At 64.5% G+C, this 17237-nt stretch carries 18 protein-coding genes, 2 pseudogenes and 1 riboswitch; of the genes and pseudogenes, 12 read left to right on the top strand and 8 right to left on the bottom strand.

Annotated elements, in window-relative coordinates; genetic code table 11:
• Window positions 1-59: 59 nt before the first annotated feature.
• The 3 genes and pseudogenes from S2M10_RS22450 to S2M10_RS17055 form a co-directional block, all read left to right on the top strand.
• Window positions 60-497 (top strand): annotated as a pseudogene (locus S2M10_RS22450) (strawberry notch C-terminal domain-containing protein); the annotation flags it as partial.
• Window positions 498-859: 362 nt separating this feature from the next.
• Window positions 860-1093 (top strand): annotated as a pseudogene (locus tag S2M10_RS22780) (protein ImuA); the annotation flags it as partial.
• A 100-nt stretch (window positions 1094-1193) separates the two neighbouring features.
• Entirely contained in the window at window positions 1194-2969 is a 1776-nt protein-coding gene (locus S2M10_RS17055) for a DNA polymerase Y family protein (protein WP_247650877.1), read from the top strand.
• A gap of 54 nt (window positions 2970-3023) precedes the next feature.
• Here S2M10_RS17055 and S2M10_RS17050 read toward each other — a convergent pair whose 3' ends face one another.
• From S2M10_RS17050 to S2M10_RS17040, 3 genes are all read right to left on the bottom strand, one after another.
• Window positions 3024-4289: a hypothetical protein gene (locus tag S2M10_RS17050; RefSeq protein WP_168847130.1), complete on the bottom strand. Its 1266-nt coding sequence runs from the start codon at window positions 4287-4289 to the stop codon at window positions 3024-3026.
• Window positions 4290-4459: 170 nt separating this feature from the next.
• The gene (locus S2M10_RS17045; RefSeq protein WP_168847129.1) at window positions 4460-4858 is read right to left on the bottom strand and encodes a type II toxin-antitoxin system VapC family toxin; all 399 of its coding nucleotides are present in this window, start codon (window positions 4856-4858) and stop codon (window positions 4460-4462) included.
• The gene (locus tag S2M10_RS17040; RefSeq protein WP_168847128.1) at window positions 4851-5099 is read right to left on the bottom strand and encodes an AbrB/MazE/SpoVT family DNA-binding domain-containing protein; all 249 of its coding nucleotides are present in this window, start codon (window positions 5097-5099) and stop codon (window positions 4851-4853) included. The genes S2M10_RS17045 and S2M10_RS17040 overlap by 8 nt, the downstream gene beginning before the upstream one ends.
• A 264-nt stretch (window positions 5100-5363) precedes the next feature.
• Between S2M10_RS17040 and S2M10_RS17035 the strand changes: the two genes are divergently transcribed.
• Together S2M10_RS17035 and S2M10_RS17030 are read left to right on the top strand one after the other, a co-directional pair.
• Window positions 5364-6002 carry a recombinase family protein gene (locus S2M10_RS17035; protein ID WP_017980769.1) on the top strand — a complete coding sequence of 213 codons (639 nt, stop codon included), beginning with the start codon at window positions 5364-5366 and terminating at the stop codon, window positions 6000-6002.
• A gap of 274 nt (window positions 6003-6276) precedes the next feature.
• Complete coding sequence (locus tag S2M10_RS17030) at window positions 6277-7710, top strand: transposase (protein ID WP_247650876.1); 1434 nt, start codon at window positions 6277-6279, stop codon at window positions 7708-7710.
• A gap of 23 nt (window positions 7711-7733) precedes the next feature.
• Here S2M10_RS17030 and S2M10_RS17025 read toward each other — a convergent pair whose 3' ends face one another.
• Window positions 7734-8378 (bottom strand): recombinase family protein, encoded by a 645-nt coding sequence (locus S2M10_RS17025; RefSeq protein WP_168847133.1) that lies wholly within the window; start codon window positions 8376-8378, stop codon window positions 7734-7736.
• Between the two features lie 342 nt (window positions 8379-8720).
• On the opposite strand from S2M10_RS17025, the gene S2M10_RS17020 reads away from it, so the two are divergent.
• Complete coding sequence (locus tag S2M10_RS17020) at window positions 8721-8858, top strand: hypothetical protein (protein ID WP_168847127.1); 138 nt, start codon at window positions 8721-8723, stop codon at window positions 8856-8858.
• A 129-nt stretch (window positions 8859-8987) separates the two neighbouring features.
• Here S2M10_RS17020 and S2M10_RS17015 read toward each other — a convergent pair whose 3' ends face one another.
• Entirely contained in the window at window positions 8988-9353 is a 366-nt protein-coding gene (locus S2M10_RS17015; protein WP_168847126.1) for a DUF190 domain-containing protein, read from the bottom strand.
• The gene (locus S2M10_RS17010) at window positions 9353-10744 is read right to left on the bottom strand and encodes a voltage-gated chloride channel family protein (RefSeq protein WP_298089059.1); all 1392 of its coding nucleotides are present in this window, start codon (window positions 10742-10744) and stop codon (window positions 9353-9355) included. Before S2M10_RS17010 ends, S2M10_RS17015 begins: the two co-directional genes overlap by 1 nt.
• Window positions 10745-10768: 24 nt before the next feature.
• Window positions 10769-10845: riboswitch (Fluoride riboswitch) on the bottom strand.
• 167 nt (window positions 10846-11012) lie between these two features.
• Here S2M10_RS17010 and S2M10_RS17005 point away from each other — a divergent pair.
• From S2M10_RS17005 to S2M10_RS16990, 4 genes are read left to right on the top strand one after another with little or no spacing between them, the layout of a single operon-like run.
• Window positions 11013-11378, top strand: coding sequence for a DUF305 domain-containing protein (locus S2M10_RS17005; RefSeq protein WP_211091110.1), 366 nt, complete (start codon window positions 11013-11015; stop codon window positions 11376-11378).
• Between the two features lies 1 nt (window position 11379).
• Window positions 11380-12819 carry a YncE family protein gene (locus S2M10_RS17000; protein ID WP_168847125.1) on the top strand — a complete coding sequence of 480 codons (1440 nt, stop codon included), beginning with the start codon at window positions 11380-11382 and terminating at the stop codon, window positions 12817-12819.
• A gap of 1 nt (window position 12820) precedes the next feature.
• Window positions 12821-13330, top strand: coding sequence for an RNA polymerase sigma factor (locus tag S2M10_RS16995; RefSeq protein ID WP_168847124.1), 510 nt, complete (start codon window positions 12821-12823; stop codon window positions 13328-13330).
• On the top strand, window positions 13327-14097 hold the full coding sequence (locus S2M10_RS16990; protein ID WP_021224441.1) for an anti-sigma factor: 771 nt from the start codon (window positions 13327-13329) through the stop codon (window positions 14095-14097). The genes S2M10_RS16995 and S2M10_RS16990 overlap by 4 nt, the downstream gene beginning before the upstream one ends.
• Window positions 14098-14149: 52 nt before the next feature.
• On the opposite strand, the gene S2M10_RS16985 is transcribed toward S2M10_RS16990, so the two are convergent.
• Complete coding sequence (locus S2M10_RS16985; RefSeq protein ID WP_168847123.1) at window positions 14150-14662, bottom strand: MgtC/SapB family protein; 513 nt, start codon at window positions 14660-14662, stop codon at window positions 14150-14152.
• The gene (locus S2M10_RS16980) at window positions 14659-15726 is read right to left on the bottom strand and encodes a sulfite oxidase (RefSeq protein ID WP_168847122.1); all 1068 of its coding nucleotides are present in this window, start codon (window positions 15724-15726) and stop codon (window positions 14659-14661) included. Before S2M10_RS16980 ends, S2M10_RS16985 begins: the two co-directional genes overlap by 4 nt.
• Window positions 15727-15872: 146 nt before the next feature.
• On the opposite strand from S2M10_RS16980, the gene S2M10_RS16975 reads away from it, so the two are divergent.
• Window positions 15873-16745: a LysR family transcriptional regulator gene (locus S2M10_RS16975; RefSeq protein ID WP_168847121.1), complete on the top strand. Its 873-nt coding sequence runs from the start codon at window positions 15873-15875 to the stop codon at window positions 16743-16745.
• Entirely contained in the window at window positions 16742-17188 is a 447-nt protein-coding gene (locus S2M10_RS16970) for a hypothetical protein (protein WP_247650875.1), read from the top strand. Before S2M10_RS16975 ends, S2M10_RS16970 begins: the two co-directional genes overlap by 4 nt.
• The last annotated feature ends 49 nt before the right edge of the window (window positions 17189-17237 follow it).

Raw genomic sequence — 17237 nt, 5'->3', positions numbered from 1 at the left:
GCGGGCCTGACCCGTCTTCGAACACTCCCTCTAACCCGCATATTATCTGGAGTGAAATCATGGAAAACCGAAGGAAACCTGCGTCTCTCGCCGCCACGCTCGACATAAACTGCGACTGCAAAGAATATATGATCGACTATCTGGAGCGCGCTTTCCCGACCCGTCAGATGCGGATCTTCACCGACGAGACCGGCGCGCAGCGCTCGGTTCCGATGGAAGACGAGGCGGGCAACCCCGTCTACAATCCCGAGGCCGAAGCGGCGCGGGCCCAGCTCATCGAGAATCTCTGCGCCCTTCCGCCGATCATGTCGGCGCTGGAGGGCATCCTCGAGCATTTCGGTCACGATAATGTTGCGGAGGTGACCGGGCGCACGAAGCGCCTCGTCTCGACCGGCGATGGACGGCAGAAGCTCGAAAGTCGCTCGACCAGGACCAGTCAGGCCGAGGCCGCCGCGTTCATGCATCCGCGCGAACGGCGGATGGCGATCCATGCCGATCTCGGCCGTGCCGAATGGGCCACGACCCCGGAGACCGTCCAGCGCATCGCCGCCGAGGCGGGCATGCCGCTCACTGTCGTCCGGCGAGCGGCGGGCGACCTGGTCGATCGCTGGATCCAGCGTTTCGAGAGCGGCAAGCGGCGATACGCGGCGCTCGAGACCTATAATCTGATCGGACCGTGGTCGTCGGCATCGCTTCGCTTCTGCCAATCCGAAATGAAGGCGGCGGTGATCGGACCGGCGGTTGCCCGAATGCACCAGGGCGAACAAATCATCTCCGTTCTCGGGCTGCGCCGCGACGAAAGCCACAACCGGGCCTCGATCCCGATCGCCAAGGCCGACGAGCGGTACGCCAAGGCCGGGAGCCATCGGCTGCCTGGACTCGCTGGCGGATCGCGAGCGCCCCTTCGGAGAGGCTCGGCGTCGCCGGTGTAGGACGGCCACGCTGGACGGTCGAACTCGCGCGCCAACGAGGTGGCGAGGCTTTTTCCCTGATCGTGGAGGGCAGCGATGAGACGGGTCGTCTCCGCGTTCCTGCCGCACTTGGCCATCGAACGGCTGAGACGGCAGGAACGGTCCGCCACGCGGCCGCCTAAACGGCCGAGCCTCCAGCTACCCGTCGACGACGATCCCGGCGCTTGCTCGGTCCCGTGCGGGGGCGGATGGCGGCCGGGCGCCCGGTGGGCCCGCAGCGGAATGCTCACGCGCGCGGATGTTGAGGCACAGATCGCGACCTTGCCACGGCATGCGCAGCCGCCTGCCCGCGAGCTGGGCCGTCGATCGGAGGCCGCCCAGCATCCATTCAAAGCGCCGCCAGCGGCGAAACCGCAACAGACCGCACCTGTCGCGGAGGCGGTCGCTACCCCGCTGGCTCTCTTCGGGAAGGTTGGGCGAAGAGAAGAGATCGTCGCGGCGTGCGCTGGCGCGCAAGCGCTCGGAATCCATGTCGGCATGGCTGCCACGCACGCGCGTGCGCTTGTGTCGGACCTGGACCTTCGTCCCGCCGAGCCGGAGGCCGACGCGGCGCTGCTCGATCGGCTGGCGCTTTTCGCAGTTAGGCGATGGTCGCCGATCGCAGCGGTGTCGCCCCCCGATGGCCTGTGGATCGACCTCACCGGGTGCGAGCACCTCCATGGCGGCGAGTACCAGTTCTGCCAGAGACTGCTCGTCTTTTGCCGACGGGCGGGATTTACCGCTCGCGTGGCCGTCGCCGATACCCCCGGTGCGGCTCACGCAATCGCCCGGTTTGGCGCCGACGATCTCGCCTGCGTGACGCCGGGTGCCACCACGGTCGCGCTCTCCTCGCTGCCGATCGCAGCACTCAGGCTCGACCCAACGGCGCTCAGCGCAGCGCGGCGCTTCGGCTTCGAGAGAGTAGCTGATCTCCTGCCGGTGGCGCGCGGTCCCCTAGCGCGGCGACTAGGCTTGCCGGCCATCACCCGGCTCGATCAGGCGCTTGGCTCGACCGCGGAGCCGATCACTTCGCGCGACGATCCATCCATCCCCGTGGTGGAGCGCCGCCTTCTGGAGCCGATCGGCACCGCCGACGCGATCGAGCAGGTCATGGGCGATCTCCTGCATGATCTCGCCGAACTGCTGCAGGGGCGGGGGCTTGGCGTCCGCTCGCTCCGCCTTGCCGGCCTGCGGGTTGATGGCAGCGAACAGATCGTGGGCATCGGCACGTCGCGGCCGACACGCGAGGTGCCGCATCTTCTGCGACTGCTGAAGCTGCGCATCGAGCGCATCGACCCAGGCCTGGGTGTCGAGCGGTTTTGGCTGGCAGCGCCCCACACGGAGCCTCTCGACGCGATTGATCTAGGGGCGGTGCTCGCAGGAGACACGCTCGTCCGCGACCCAGCTCGCTTGGTGGATGTGGTCGCTGGCCGTATCGGCAGTGGCTCGGTTTTTCGGATCGCTCCCGTTGAAAGCCATGTTCCGGAACGCGCGGTAGCACGCACGAACCCTGTCCATATTCCAGGCGACTGGCCCAAATGGCAGCGTCCGGTTCGACTGTTCGCTCGACCAGAGCCGCTATGGGGCGTCGTAGCACTCCTTCCCGATCAGCCGCCCCGCCGCTTCGAATGGCGCGGCACAGCTCACCGCGTCGTCGCCGGCGACGGACCCGAACGCGTCCATGGCGAATGGTGGCGGCGCGATGCAGAGGTCTGGGCCGTCAGGGACTATTATCGGGTCGAGGACGAAGATGGCGGCCGGTACTGGCTGTTCCGGCGCGGCGATGGGATGGACGACAACACTGGCGACCTTAGCTGGTGGATCCACGGCGTCTTGCGGGTGCCGCCGGAAGCGGCCGATATCCATTCTCCCCGCACCAGGCACAGAAAAGCCGCCAGTCGGATTTGTATGCGCGCAACGTCGCCTCGGCCGAGGCCCGCGCGACATAAGCGTCAACCCGCTCGCGATCGTCAGGCGAAAGGTCAGGAAGAAACGGCTCCAGGGAAGTTACCTGATTGAGCACCGCGACGGTGCCCGCCATGATCGCTTTGAGGCTTTCGCCGTCGTTTTGGCTCATTCCGATAGGCCTCCCATATCTGGGCGATCGGCACGGACACCGTCGATCCAATCGAGATTGTCGCCATTTCGGCTCCAATGACCTAGCACCCGATCTGCATCGGTGAGATCGGGGAAGTTACGCCGCTGCACATGCATGATCGAGACCGTGTTCCACCGCTGAAGATGCTTCTCGCGCATGGCAAATCTGCCATGCTCTTTAGCGTCTGCGTCATTGGCAAGGGTCTGCTGGTCGCCTGCGAAGTAGCCCCCAGCGCCAGCGGTGCCGTAGCCAAACACGAAGTCGTAGCAGTGATCGGCCTTGGAGAGCGTCGAATCCACCAAGCCGGATGCGACGTCGAAACACTCGTCCTGGCTATGTGTGCACGTCAGGCAGATCCCTTCGGCGATGACATCGCCCTTGCATTCGGTCTGACCGCACGGCGCGCGCTCGGTAACAGTCGTCTCTTCGCACACTAGGCAGTAGAGCTCGGTCGCCCCAGGCGATTTGGTCGTCAACTGAGCAAGGCGGGGCCAGTCGTCCTGCCAATCGCGGTTCGACGCGAAATAGCAGTGCGGGCACACATAGCCCCGCCGATCGTCATCATAGCCGAAGAAGCGCTTGGCCTCAGCGGGCTTCAGATGACGGATGGCGGTGGCGATCTGTCGCAGGACGTGGTTTCGGGCATTGTCGACGAAGCCGAGCGAGGCGAATTTGCTCTCGTCCTCCAATTCGATCAACCGTTGCGCCCACGGGACCTCCGAAAAGAGCGCTTCGATCGCTGTCAGCAGCGTCTTCACCACCTGCTCGGGCGTGAACGTGCCCGGCGCCGATGAATGCATGATCTTGTTGCGATCGCGCCTGACTTGTTCCCAGAACGTCTTGAACGGCTCGTCCAAGGGAGAGGCAACCACACTGTTATGGACGGGTATGAGGTCCGTGGCGTCGAGCGTGCGAAATTCACCGAACGAGACCGGCCCAGTGGCGGTGCCCTTCGGCCAATCCTTCGGCCCACCAATCAGGAGATAGGGCGATACCGCCGCGATCCGACCCTTGAGCGCCAGCTCCATGCCTTGCTGGATGAGGCTGTACGCGTTGGCGAGCGCGGGCTGCGAGCGCTGCCAAAATTCCTCAACCGCTTCCTCGGGCGTTTCGTCGGCCAGCTTGTAGTACGTTGCACCATCGTAATCATGCACCGAGTCCATCGCGATCTGCCACGCCAGGTGAACCTGCTTGAGGCCGGCGGCATGAAATTCGCCGGCGGTTGGGATGTCGATGATCATGGTCAGGATCGTATCGAAGCCTGTAGGTTTCCCTGAAATGGTGGACGCAATCCGTCCTACAGCAGCACCCAAAAAGAGTGGATTTGCGCCTTAAACAATGGACCCCAGCGCACTGGTCCGTCGCACTTCATCCGCGCGAGCCTGCCGCACCCAAAAGCACCAATGTGCGTCTATTCCGCGAGCGGCCGTACGTTGGTGATGGTGATGCCAACCTTAGCGCTCGCCAGCGGGCCGTCCGTCGTGAACATCTCCGCTTGCAGGTCGATCGCCAAGGCAAGGCACGCTCGATCACCAAGTGAAAGGCCGAGCGCCTTCGTCGCTGGCCGGAGGTCGCCTACTATAAGTGCCTGAGCAGGAGTGAGCGGCCGAACATCGAGGTGCAGCCCGCCGAGCGCCTCACGCACCTCGTCGAGCGGCAATCCTCGGTCTCGTAGCTTGGAAACGACCTCTGCGAGGTTGGCTGTTCCGATAATGCTGCGGGTCAGGACGTCGACTACCCGATCCGCCCCGGGTTCATCGTTCAGAAGGCAGAGCAGGGCCGAGGCGTCGAGTACAACTTTGCTACTCACGCTCCGCCTCACGCCTACGCTCCGCGATCAGTTCGTCAGTCAAGCCGACGCCTTCGGACACATACTTGCGCAGGATCGCGCGAGCGCGTTCAAGTGCCTTAGGCACGGAACGTACCCGCAACTCGCCATCGTCCACATCGACGAGAACGGTGTCACCCGTGGTGATCCCGAGCTCACGGCGCATTGCCGCCGGGATCACGAGCTTACCACCGTCCACGATCTTAACCCTCTGTGCTTCCATCTGCACTAAACTCACTTGGCTGACCCAATCACCAAACCTTACCGGATGTCGCCGCTGACGGATAGCGTAAAGCAGGGCCCTTCAACGCGTCTGGTGATCGGTGGCCGTTCATATCCGCGCAGAGTAGCTACTTAGGACTGGCTTGCTGAGCTAGGCTCGACAGGATCGGCGCTTGCTATTCCGAGCTAGGTGTCGCACCGGTGGCTCACAAGGGTATACCCAAGAACGCCGGGCAGGAGTGATGAGTAGGTGGCAGGCAGCGGAGTGAAGGTAGCGCGCGTCTACCTGCGGGTTAGCACGGACGATCAGGACCTGACGCGGCAGGAGAACATCGTGGCCGGCGCCAAGGCGGCCGGCTTCTACGTCGCGGCGGTGTACCGGGAGAAGGCGTCGGGCGCGCGGCCGGACCGACCGGAGCTCCTGCGCATGGTGGCGGACCTGCAGCCGGGCGAGGTGGTGGTGGCCGAGAAGATCGATCGGATCAGCCGCCTGCCGCTGCCGGAGGCGGAGCTGCTGGTGGAGACGATCCGAGGCAGGGGGGCGCGCCTCGCAGTGCCGGGGATCGTGGACCTGTCCGACCTGGTGGCAGACAGCGCGGGCGTGGCGCGCATCGTGCTGGAGGCGGTGCAGGACATGCTGCTGCGGGTGGCGCTGCAGACGGCGCGCGACGACTACGACACGCGGCGCGAGCGGCAGCGCGAGGGCATCGAAGTTGCGAAGAGGGCGGGGCGTTACACCGGCCGCAAGCCGGATATCGCCCACCATCGACGCATCGTAAGTTTGAGGGAGGCGGGCATGAGCATCGCGAAAACTGCGGAGCTCGCCGGATGCAGCATCGCTCATGTCAAGCGCGTGACCGCACTCCACCGCTCGAGGGCGATTAAGCCCGAGCAGGGCGGCTGAGTTTTGTACGTGTTCCACCTGCCGATCATGCTGGTTTAGATTGCATCGCTCATCGGGCATCGCGCTAGGCTGCGGAGCGTGATGCCGGCCGTCACCGCGGGACATCTCCGCATAGCCAAGCCCATCCTCCGGTTCTGACACAGAATTTCGACACCTGTACGGCGTTGAGAACGCTGCCGGAGGTGGCCGGTGTCACAACCGGACGGGCCTGTTGAAAAATGCCGGACATGCTGGGTTGCTCCTTCGTTTCATGGCTGCCGAAAGGAGCGTCGCTATGATGGGACCAGCCTGTCGCGGTAAGCGGGACGGGGCGTCCCGCCGCACCATAGAAGCCATGTTGCCCACAGACCACCTGCTGCGTCGCGTCGATCGATGTCTCGACATCGGCGAGTTGAGACAGGCACTGGCCGGTCACTACAGCGCAAGGGGACGGCCATCGATCGATCCCGAACTCCTCATCCGCATGGCCTTGGTCGGCCGCATTTACGCGATCACGTCCGAACGGCGCCTGTGTGAGGAGCTGCGCTACAATCTGGCCTATCGCTGGTTCTGCCGTCTCGCGCCGGGAGACAAGGTTCCGCACCACTCGACGTTCAGCAAGAACCGGCACGGTCGTTTCCGCGATGCCGACGTGTTCCGGATCCTGTTCGAAAGCACGGTCCGACGCTGCATCAGTGAAGGACTGATTGGCGGAAAAGACGCCGCGATCGATGCATCGTTCATAGCGGCTGATGCGAGCTGGCAGCGCAAGACCGTTCCTGGCTACCTGCCGTATGTCGCCAACGCGTCGCGCGCGGTTAGGGAGTGGGTGCACGACACAAGAGATGCCGTCTTTGAAATGGCGCGCTCGAAAAGCTGCCAAGGCGTCTCTCGAACGGATCCTGCCGCGGCTTGGTCGGCGCGAACGGTGCGTGGCCGGTTCGGCTACGCCCTGAATGCGCTGGTCGACACCCCGAGTGGCGTCGCTCTCGATGTGAAGGCGACACCGGCTCGGTTCGCGGAGGAAGTTGATGCGGGGCGCGTCATGCTCGAGCGATCGGCCGATCGCTTTGATTATCGTCCCAAGCGGGTTGCGGCCGACAAAGCCTATGGCAGCGCCAACTTCCTCGGCTTCGTAAGGGATCACGGCGCAATCCCGCACATTCCGGTAATCGACCGTACGCAACAGACCAAGGGCAAGCTGCCGCGGACGGCCTTCAGCTATGATCGTGACATTGACAGCTTTACCTGTCCGACCGGAAAGCCGCTCCGACATCATGCCTTCCATCTGCCCACCGGCGTACACCGTTATGCAGCCGATGCGCGTGACTGCGAGGCGTGCGTGCTTCGGAAGAAATGCACGACGGCGCGGCGTCGTACCCTGGTTCGGCTGGACGATGAGGACGTCCGCGATCTTGCCAGAGCCGAAGTGGAAACCGGGCTCTACAAGCGGTCTATGCGGTTGCGGCGCGGGGTTGAACGGTTCTTCGCTGACGCCAAGGGTAAGCGTGGCATGAGGCGGCTTCACCTGCGCGGTATCCGCGGAGCGGAAGAGGAGTTCCTGATCGGCGCGGCGGTGATGAACCTGATGATCCTTGCGCGATCGAACCGACTGAACGGCAAGCCGCGTCGGGGGGTGTGCGTCCCCGCGGCCCTGACTCCGGCTGAAATCTCGGCCCGGTCGATTGAACACGACGTGATCGCCTCCCCTGCTCGACGATATGCCTGATCGCTGAGGCGCGGCGTGATTCATCACGCGGCTTGCAGCCGTTCTTTGCGATACGGCACACCGTCGAGCAGCGCCTGGCCCGGCGCCTTGGGCGTGCCGTCGCCATTCACGTACATATAGAGTGTCGTGGTCGTCATCCCGAGACGGCGCGCGACATCGGCTGCGATCGCGTTGCGGTCGGACATGGCGGCCATTGCCATCGCCAGCGTGGCCTTATCCATCTTGCGAGGCCGACCGCCCATCCGGCCCCGTGCACGTGCAGCAGCAAGCCCCGCCTGCGTGCGTTCAGCAATAAGCTCACGTTCGAACTCGGCGAAAGCCGCGAAGATGCCGAAGGCAAGCCGGCCGTTAGCTGTCGTGGTGTCGATCTGCGCGCCGGCGCCCGCCAGCACCTTCAGCCCGATGCCGCGTTCGCGTAGCGCCTCGGCCGTGACTACCAGATGGCGGAGGTCGCGCCCAAGACGATCCAGCTTCCAGAGGACCAGTGTGTTGCCGGGCTGCAGTGCCTTCAGGCACGCGGTCAGGCCAGGTCGCGAGTCATGCCGCCCCGACGCGAGGTCTTCATAAATTCGCGAGGGATCGACGCCAGCAGCGAGCAACGCATCGCGCTGGGGTGCCAGCGTCTGCGACCCGTCAGCCTTGGACACCCTCACATATCCGATGAGCATCGTTACCCTGCCAGAAAAGTCATCCGGTACCCTGCAATGTGCCGGTGGTTTCCGCAACGGGTTTTCCGATCTTCGGAATGCGCTGAGGAGGCAAAATCCTCGACCGCCAGAAAACCGGTCGTTTTTCTGGCGGTTCGGGCTCTTCATTTTCCATGCCCGATGATCACATTTGAGAAAGAGCAATCGGGAACACATTTGGGTAAACCAAGCCGAGGACGATGGCGGCGCCGGTAGTGGCTTATTGCCTTGCCCCCGAACTTTCTCAATCGGGGAAGCCAAAGGTGGAGGGAAATATTGCCAGCACTTGGCGGTTCCGCGCGTTCATTTGCAATGGAGGATGCCATGACCATGAAGAATAAGGACGTGCCGACTACCGAGGAAACGGCGGAGATGGCCGAACTGGAAGAAATCATCCGCGAAAAAGACAAAAAAGCAAAGCTCACCAAGCCGGCAGGATCAGAAAATCAGAGCAACGATTGACATCAATTCCACTAGCGCGCCACGTAGATCGATGTGGCGATAGCGGCAAACAATAGGATCAAGATAACCAGCATCTAGGCAACTGCGGCTATTGATTGACTCCGCTATCATCGGAGGACTCTTCATGGATCAAGCCCGTAGGGCAATGCTCCAATGCTCCAGATGCTTGTAGACGATCACCTTGCCGCCGAGCAGGTCGCCATGCCCCTCGCAGAAGCGCTCCAGCTCGCCGCGCTGGCCGATCAGCTCGACGCACATCGTCAGGTGCGGATCGGAGATCTCGGAGCCGTTTTCCCGGATCGGGCCGTGATTGCTGTAGCCGTAGTGGGTGTGATGGGCGACGGCGTTCATGATGCCGTCGCGCCTCGCCTGTGCGATCAGCTCCCGATAGAGCGGTTTGCGCGACCAGAAGCTGGACGACCCAGCAGCCTTGTCGGACGGCTTCATGTAGATGCGGATCATTCCGATTTCGCTGTGCATGACCTTGTGGGGCATCAGTTATGCTCCTTGACGGTGTTGGAAGGGCACCGGCTACGACGGGAGGCGCGGGTGTCGCGCAGCGTCACCATACCGGTATGAGCGCGGCCGGGACGCTTGGGCACGGCAATTCGCTGCGACAGATAGATGCCGTTATGGCCCGAGCTGATGTAGGCGACGAAGCAGGCCACCGCGATCGGCACGGCAGGGGTGGCACCGAACAGCTCGATCCCCATGATTGTACAGGCCAGCGGCGTGTTGGCGGCACCGGCGAATACAGCGACGAAGCCGAGCGCTGCGAACAGGTCGAGCGGCGCACCGAGCAGCCAGCCGAGCGTGTTGCCGAGCGCAGCACCAATGAAGAACAGCGGCGTCACCTCGCCACCCTTGAAGCCCGCGCTCAGCGTCACGACGGTGAACAACATCTTGAGCGCCCAGCTCCATCGATCGACCGGGCCGTTGAAGAAGCCGGCGATCGTCGGGTCGCCTGGGATGGCGGACCATACACCAAGGCCGAGATAGCCGCGGGTGCCAACTATCCCGACCAGCGTGATGACCAAAACGCCGCCCACGGCGGCACGAGCAGGCCCGTAAGGTATGTGACGCTTGAGGAAGCCGCCGAATGCATGGTTCGCTTCAGCGAAGACGAGGCCGGTCAGCCCGAAAGCGACGCCTGCGATCGTCGCCTTGAGGAGCATTAGCGGCTCGACCAGCAGCGCGCCCGTGGCAGGGCCGGCATAGGCGATGTGGTAAAGTGTGTGATGAATGCCCCAGGCGTGACACGTCCAGTCCCCAGCTAGCGCGGCAAGCAGGCACGGTATGATCCCGCCATATTCGACGCGGCCGAGCGCCAGCACTTCGAGGGCGAACACAGCGCCTGCTAAGGGGGTGCCGAACACCGCGCCGAAGCCTGCCGCCACGCCGGTCATCAACAGGATGCGAATGCCCGATGTGTCGAGACGGAACATGCTGGCGATGGCACTGGCAAGGCTACCGCCGAGCTGCACGGCGGTTCCCTCGCGTCCCGCCGAGCCGCCGAACAGATGCGTCGCGATGGTGCCGAGGAAGACCAGCGGCGCCATACGGAGCGGCACGCCGCCCCCGGGCTCATGTATCTGCTCGACGATCAGATTGTTACCGGCTTCAACCGAGCGTCCGGTATGATGATAGAGAAGCGCAATGGCTGCCCCGCCCACGGGCAGGAAATACAGCAGCCAGGGATGGTCGAAGCGGGCCTGTGTGGCGGCATCAAGGCTCCACAGGAAGGCCGCACACAACGTTCCGACCAGCGCCGCCATCGGCAGCAGGATCAGCGTCCAGCGAACCACCGACATGGTATGGTCGCGCCGGTCGCGAAAGAACGCCGCTACGTTGAACTCATGGTACAGATTACGAAACGTCGCGCGCACGATTCCTCCTTCGCTGCCTTGCGGCGCCTGGTAGGAATCATCGGCCCTTGCGAGGGCGGTTCGGCCAGATGGCCCGGCGGAAATCCATCACCGTGCCTGCGCATATGCTGTCCGACGGCGACGTGGTCAACCAACGGCAGGGTCACGATAAGACCATTGTTTTGGTGAGGATAAATAATTGGCTCCGCCCATGGAATAAACCCGGACGAGCATCGTCTACGCTTTCGAGACTGATGCGCCGGAGGGGCTTATGCATAGACGAGATTGGATGCTGGGCCTGGTGGCTTCGGCCCTGCTCACCGGCGCAGTCGCGGCCGCTCCCGCCGATGGCTACGCCAGCATGGCGTCTGCCGCGATGGACCGGATGATGGCGGGCATGATGGTCAAGCCGTCCGGCGATGTCGACCGCGACTTCGTCACGATGATGCTCCCGCATCATCAGGGCGCCATCGATATGGCGGTGGCGGAACTGCGCTACGGCCATAACGAGCAGCTCAAGCGCATCGCGCAAGAAATCATCATTGATCAGCAGCAGGAGATCGCCGCCATGAAGCTGGCGATCGGTCAGCCGCTACCCCCTTCGACGCCAGCCCCGACGCAGGGCGGCGACCACCACAGTCATATGGAGCACTGACATGATCCGGACCATACTGCGCTCGGCCGCCTTGCTGATGAGCGCCGCACCGGGCATCGCCATGGCCCAGCAGGCGCCGTGGAATGCCAAGGACGTACCCGTCAGCCACCGCGACCGGGTCTATGCGTCTGAACAATTCTCCAACACCGTGTCGGTGACCGACCCGGCCGACAACCGGCTGCTCGGCGTCATCAAGCTCGGCGATCCCCAGCCGATGAACTTTTCCCCGCTCTACAAGGGACAGGTGCTGGTCCACGGCCTCGGCTTCTCGCCGGACGGGAAGACCTTGGCGGTCGTGTCGATCGGATCGAACGCCGTGTCGTGGATCGACACCGCCACCAACACCGTCAAGCACACGACCTATGTCGGACGCAGTCCGCACGAGGCGTTCTTCACGCCGGACGGCAAGGAGGTGTGGGTCACGGTACGTGGCGAAGACTATATCACCGTGCTCGACCCTACGACGTACAAGGAGACGGGTCGCATCAAGACGCCCGGTGGTCCGGGTATGACGATCTTCTCGCCCGATGGCCGGTACGGCTATGTCTGTTCGTCGTTCAATCCGGTGTTGGCCGTGTTCGATGTCGCGACCCACGCGCAAGTCGGACAGGTGGCACAGCCGAGCCCCTTCTGTCCCAACATCGCCGCGACGCCGGACGGCAAGCAGGTGTGGTTTACGCTAAAGGACATCGGCAAGACGGTCGCATTCGATGCCAGGCCACCCTTCACAATCCTCAAGGTGCTGGATACCGGGCCGATCACCAATCACGTCAACTTCGCCCGCACGGCCAAGGGGCAGTTCGCCTATGTGACGGTCGGCGGGGAGAATACGGTCAGGGTGTTTCGCACATCCGACTTCGCGCCCGTCGCCACCATCCCGGTCGGCAAGATGCCGCACGGTGTCTGGCCGTCGGGCGACGGTCGGCGCATCTATGTCGGGCTGGAGAATGCCGATAAGCTGGCCGCGATCGACACCGCTGGCAACACGGTCGTCGCCACCGTGCCGGTCGGACAGGCACCGCAGGCGATCGCCTATGTGCCGAACGCTGTTCCGACAGGCCCCGGTACCGACAATCTCCAGCCGCTCGGCACGGCCGGCAAAGCGTTGCATCTGACTATGGGGCCGATCGGCGGCAGGGGTACGGCAAGCAGCATTACCCTCTTCGACCAAGGCATCATTCAGGTCGTGCAGAGTGCCGTTACCGGTTTGCAGCCCAAGAAGCCCTACATGCTCGTGCTGACGGCCAACGCGGATGGTAGCGGCGCTGTAGAGCCGCTTGCGAACTTCATGAGCAACCCGGCAGGTGCGGCGATCGTGAACGCGTCGGGTCCGATCCGGCAGATCGTTCAAGGCAGCACCGCGACGCCCCGCCGTTTTCTGGCGGTCGCTGAGGTGGTGAACGGCGCGCCGGGACGCATCGTGCAGGTACAGCGCGACTGACATGGACCCGCTTACCGCCGCGATCGAGCCCCTGATCCCCGGTCTGCGCCGCTATGCCCGGTCGTGGTTGCGCGATCGGGCAATGGCAGATGACGTGGTGCAGGATTGTCTCGAGCGCGCGGTCGGGCGCTGGCGACAACGACGCGGGGCGGAGGTGCGCCCATGGGTCTATACGATCCTGCACAATCTGTTGGTCGACCATCAGCGGCAGCATAGCCGGCGAGGTACGGCGGTTCCGCTCCACCTCGTGGACGACGCCACGCTCGGCCGTCCGGCCGATCAGGACACAGGCCTGCACCACCGCGACCTGCTGCGCGCCCTTGATGCGTTGCCCGAGGAGCAGCGAACGGTGCTGCTCCTCGTATCGGTCGAGGGCCTGCCCTATGCGGAGGTCGCTGCCGTTGTCGGCGTGCCGCTGGGCACGGTGATGTCGCGCATATTCCGGGCGCGCGACCGACTGGCGACCCTCCTCCGGGAGGGTGAACGGCCGCGATTGAGGAGTGTGCAATGACCAGCCCGATCGGCGAGGACGATCTGGCCGCGTGGATCGATGGCAGGCTGTCGCCCGAGCGGCAGCGCCTGGTCGACGCCTATCTTGAAGGCCAGCCGGACCTGCATGCCCGTTTGCGGGAACAGGCGGAGCAGGCGCGAGCCCTTGCATCCCTGTTTGCCCCGATCGCGGATGAACCGATCCCGGCGACGATGCGCGTCGCAGCCATCAGGGGGCGGCAACGTCAGCCGCGATGGCAATTCGCCATCGCCGCGTCACTTCTGCTGGCGGTCGGGTTTGGCGGTGGTTGGTCGAGCGCGAAGTGGAGCGGTGAACCCCGCGCGGGCATCGCGGCGCTGGCCAACGAGGCGAGTGACAATTTCCGTGTCTATGCCGCCGACCGGATACGACCGGCGGAGATCGGCCCCGACCAGCGCGCCATGCTGATCCGATGGACCTCCGCCCGACTGGGTGAGCGCGTCACCATCCCGGACCTCAGCACAGCCGGTTACCGCTATGGGGGGGGGCGATTGGTCGCGACGCCTCACGGCCCTGCGGCACTGCTCCTCTACGACGGACCGCAAGCGTCGAAACTCGCGGTGCTGACGAGGCCTATGCAGATCGACAAGACTGCGAGCATGACCAGCACGTCCAGCGGGACCATGGGCCGGGTCACATGGGCGGTCGACGGGATCGGCTATAGTGTGGTGGGCGAGCGGCCTGCGGCCGAGCTGCATCCGATTGCCGATGAAGTCCGGCGGCAGGCCGATGCGGCGCTGGTGTCCTGATAGCGCCCTTGCTGCTCCTCAGCACCGACAGGCACCGGGCAGGCCAGCGCGATTAGGGCTTGCGCTCGGCATCCTTCCTGTCGGCCTCGGCCGGCGTCAGGCGAGCCCGCTCGCGGATGCGGCGTTCCAGCGGCGCGCCGACAAACAGGACGAGCATTGCAAGGCTCACCCCGCCGATGATGAGCGGCCACACCGCCAATCCCGCTGCCGCGCCGATCGTGGCCGTCACCCAGATGCACGCGGCGGTCGCCAAACCATGCACTTCCTGACCCTGGCCGACCCGCAGCACCGCACCGGCACCGATGAAGCCGACGCCGGACAGAATGCCCTGCATCGCCCGCCCTGCGGCGTCGGCGTTTACATTCGGCAGGCCACTATGCACGATCGCCTGCACGGCGATGCAACTCGCCAGACCGACCAGACCTAGCGTCCGCAACCCCATAATCTGCCGGTTCTCGCGCGAGCGTTCCCAACCAAGCACCATCCCGGCCGCGGTCGCCACGACCAGCCGGCCGATCACGTCGATCCAGAAGCCGATGTCCGATGCCGCTGACGCTTCGATCATTCGACCAGCACGTGAACGTGGTGCCAGGCGGTGCACAGGTAGCCGGCGAAGTTCCACATCGTGTCCGGTCGTTCGGGCTGTCCCTGCCCGGTCTCGTCGAAGGCGCGGGCGACAAAGTGCTGGCGTCCCTTGGCGAGTGTGGCGTCAAGGGTCCAGCGCCGCCAGCCCCAGCGCGTCTCCGGATCATCGGCGAAGGTCGCCTGTTGCCAGTCGCGACCGCCGTTCACCGACACTTCGACCCGAGAAATTCGGCGGTCATAGGCAATGGCATAGCCCTCAATCCGCACCGCCCCGGCGGGCAACCTCTCGCCCGCACCGGGCGAGCAGATCGCGGCGTTAAGCGGCATGGCATTGATCGTCAGACCTTGGCTCCAGTCGACGGTGTCGCTCGTCACATCGGCGGGAAACAGCTTGTAGTCGTGCGCCTGGATCGGTGCGTCGGAAGGCGCGTCGCGCACCTCGATCCGTGTCAGCCATTTGGCGCTGCGCACGCCTGCATAGCCCGGCACCACCATGCGGAGCGGGGCGCCGTGTTCGGGCGTCAGCGGCTCGCCGTTCATCGCCCAGGCAATGAGGACGTCGGGTTGCCGCGCCTTGTCCATGGCGATCGAGACCCCGAACAAGGCTTCCTTGCCCTCCATGTCCACCTCGTCGGCGCCGGTGAACGCCACGAACAGGTTGGACGCATCAGGCGCGCCCACCGCATCGAGAACATCGGCCAGGCGTACGCCGGTCCACTCAGCATTGCCGATCGCGCCGACATCCCAAGGATCGCCCGACGTCTTGCCGACCTGCTGGAGGTCCGTGCGCCGGTTACCCGCGCATTGGAGCACGGCTGTCACCGAGTGCGTGGAAAACGTAGCTTTAAGTTCTTCCACCGAGAAGGAGCGGCTCGCCATGCCCGTCCCGCTCACCTCGATCCGATGATTGGCGGGCAGATCCGGCACTGGCCCGTGGCTGCGCACGTAGAACAGCGCCTGCGGCGTCAGGAACCGCTCGATCAACGCACCGGGCGTCGGCTCGGCGTTGTAGGGATCGGAACTGCGCTTGATCATATCTGTCATGGACGATTAAACGTCGCGGGCCCGCGTAACGCTTCAAGTCTTCGAGACCATCGCAGACGAAAGGCTGCCGATCATTCCGATATCCAGATTAGAATGACCATATCAAACGGTTGGTCGTATCGATCAGGCTGCGCGATACAAGCTGCATGACCCTGGAGCAGCTCAGAATCTTCGTCGGTGTCGCGGAGCGCGAACACGTCACCAAGGCAGCGGAGGCGCTGAACGTCACGCAGTCCGCTGCTTCCGGGGCGGTTGCGGCCCTCGAAGCGCGCTACGGCGTTCCGCTGTTCCACCGCGTCGGGCGTGGCATCCAGCTGACCGAGGCGGGCCGCGGCTTTCTGGAGGAAGCGCGCGCGGTGCTGGGGCGGGCAGCGCATGCCGAGATGATGCTGGCGGACTATGCCGGGCTTGCGCGTGGTTCGTTGCGGATCGTCGCCAGCCAAACGATCGCGAGCTATTGGTTGCCGGCAAAGCTCGCCGCCTTCCACGAACGCCACCCGCAGATTGCGGTCGAGCTGGCGATCGACAACACCGAGGGCGCGGCAGCGCAGGTGCTGAGCGGCGCGGCGGAACTCGGCTTCGTCGAGGGCGAGGTGGACGAACCGGCGCTCGCCCACTGGAAGGTCGGGCGTGACCCGATGGTACTGGTCGGCCGCGAGGAAGCCGAACGCATCGACGAGGCCTGGCTGCGCACTGCACGCTGGATCGTCCGTGAGCAGGGATCGGGTACGCGCTCGACCTTCGAGGACGTGCTGCGAACGCGCGGGTTTGATCCGGCCCAGCTGACGATAGCGATGACGCTGCCGTCCAACGAGGCGGTGCGCACCGCCGTTGAGGCCGGTGCCGGCGTTGCCGTCTTGTCGCGATTGGTCGTCGCGCGCGCGCTCAAGGCCGGCGATCTGGTCGAGCTGCCGCTCGGGCTGCCCGACCGCGCCTTTCACGCGCTGCGCCACAAGGAACGCTATCGCACCCGCGCGGCCGACGCGCTGACGGATCTTATCAAGGAGCAGGTCGCATGACTGCCGACACGCACTCCGTTCTCAGCGGCCTCAAGCCGCTCAGCCGGCTCGATCATCCCCGCGAGATGATCCGTCAGTTCACGCCCAACTGGTTCGCCGCGACGATGGGCACGGGCATTCTTGCCCTCGCGCTGCCGCAGGTGCCCGGCATCGGGCCTTCGCTTAAACCCGTCGGCGAGGTGTTGTGGTTCTTCAATATCGCACTTTTCGCGCTGTTCGCCGGCCTTTATGGTGCGCGCTGGGCGATGTTCGGGCACGAGGCGCGGCGCATCTTCGGGCATAACACCGTGTCGATGTTCATCGGCACCATCCCGATGGGCCTCGCGACGATCATCAACGGCTGCCTCGCCTTCGGCATCGCACGGTTTGAAGCGCCCCGGGTTTTCAGGAGGCAGTTTTCATTTGGCTATGCAGCCATATCGAGGTTCTCGAGGGCTGCATAGTAATTGTCTTCGGCCTCAGCGGGCGGGATGTGCCCGATAGGGCCGAAGA

The organism is Sphingomonas sp. S2M10, assembly GCF_012650175.1.
GTDB lineage: Bacteria > Pseudomonadota > Alphaproteobacteria > Sphingomonadales > Sphingomonadaceae > Sphingomonas.
The sequence above is the reverse complement of the archived record's forward strand: the minus strand, read 5'-3'. Positions and strand labels throughout refer to the sequence as shown.

Excerpts from the sequence above, each read along its gene's own strand:
- S2M10_RS17015 (WP_168847126.1), bottom strand. The coding sequence starts at position 9,353 with ATGCCCCACAAGGTCATGCACAGCGAAATCGGAATGATCCGCATCTAC.
- S2M10_RS16975 (WP_168847121.1), top strand. The coding sequence starts at position 15,873 with ATGACCCTGGAGCAGCTCAGAATCTTCGTCGGTGTCGCGGAGCGCGAA.
- S2M10_RS17025 (WP_168847133.1), bottom strand. The coding sequence starts at position 8,378 with ATGCTCATCGGATATGTGAGGGTGTCCAAGGCTGACGGGTCGCAGACG.
- S2M10_RS16995 (WP_168847124.1), top strand. The coding sequence starts at position 12,821 with ATGGACCCGCTTACCGCCGCGATCGAGCCCCTGATCCCCGGTCTGCGC.
- S2M10_RS16970 (WP_247650875.1), top strand. The coding sequence starts at position 16,742 with ATGACTGCCGACACGCACTCCGTTCTCAGCGGCCTCAAGCCGCTCAGC.
- S2M10_RS17040 (WP_168847128.1), bottom strand. The coding sequence starts at position 5,099 with ATGGAAGCACAGAGGGTTAAGATCGTGGACGGTGGTAAGCTCGTGATC.
- S2M10_RS17055 (WP_247650877.1), top strand. The coding sequence starts at position 1,194 with ATGCTCACGCGCGCGGATGTTGAGGCACAGATCGCGACCTTGCCACGG.
- S2M10_RS16990 (WP_021224441.1), top strand. The coding sequence starts at position 13,327 with ATGACCAGCCCGATCGGCGAGGACGATCTGGCCGCGTGGATCGATGGC.
- S2M10_RS17000 (WP_168847125.1), top strand. The coding sequence starts at position 11,380 with ATGATCCGGACCATACTGCGCTCGGCCGCCTTGCTGATGAGCGCCGCA.
- S2M10_RS17030 (WP_247650876.1), top strand. The coding sequence starts at position 6,277 with ATGATGGGACCAGCCTGTCGCGGTAAGCGGGACGGGGCGTCCCGCCGC.
- S2M10_RS17050 (WP_168847130.1), bottom strand. The coding sequence starts at position 4,289 with ATGATCATCGACATCCCAACCGCCGGCGAATTTCATGCCGCCGGCCTC.
- S2M10_RS17005 (WP_211091110.1), top strand. The coding sequence starts at position 11,013 with ATGCTGGGCCTGGTGGCTTCGGCCCTGCTCACCGGCGCAGTCGCGGCC.
- S2M10_RS16985 (WP_168847123.1), bottom strand. The coding sequence starts at position 14,662 with ATGATCGAAGCGTCAGCGGCATCGGACATCGGCTTCTGGATCGACGTG.
- S2M10_RS16980 (WP_168847122.1), bottom strand. The coding sequence starts at position 15,726 with ATGACAGATATGATCAAGCGCAGTTCCGATCCCTACAACGCCGAGCCG.
- S2M10_RS17020 (WP_168847127.1), top strand. The coding sequence starts at position 8,721 with ATGACCATGAAGAATAAGGACGTGCCGACTACCGAGGAAACGGCGGAG.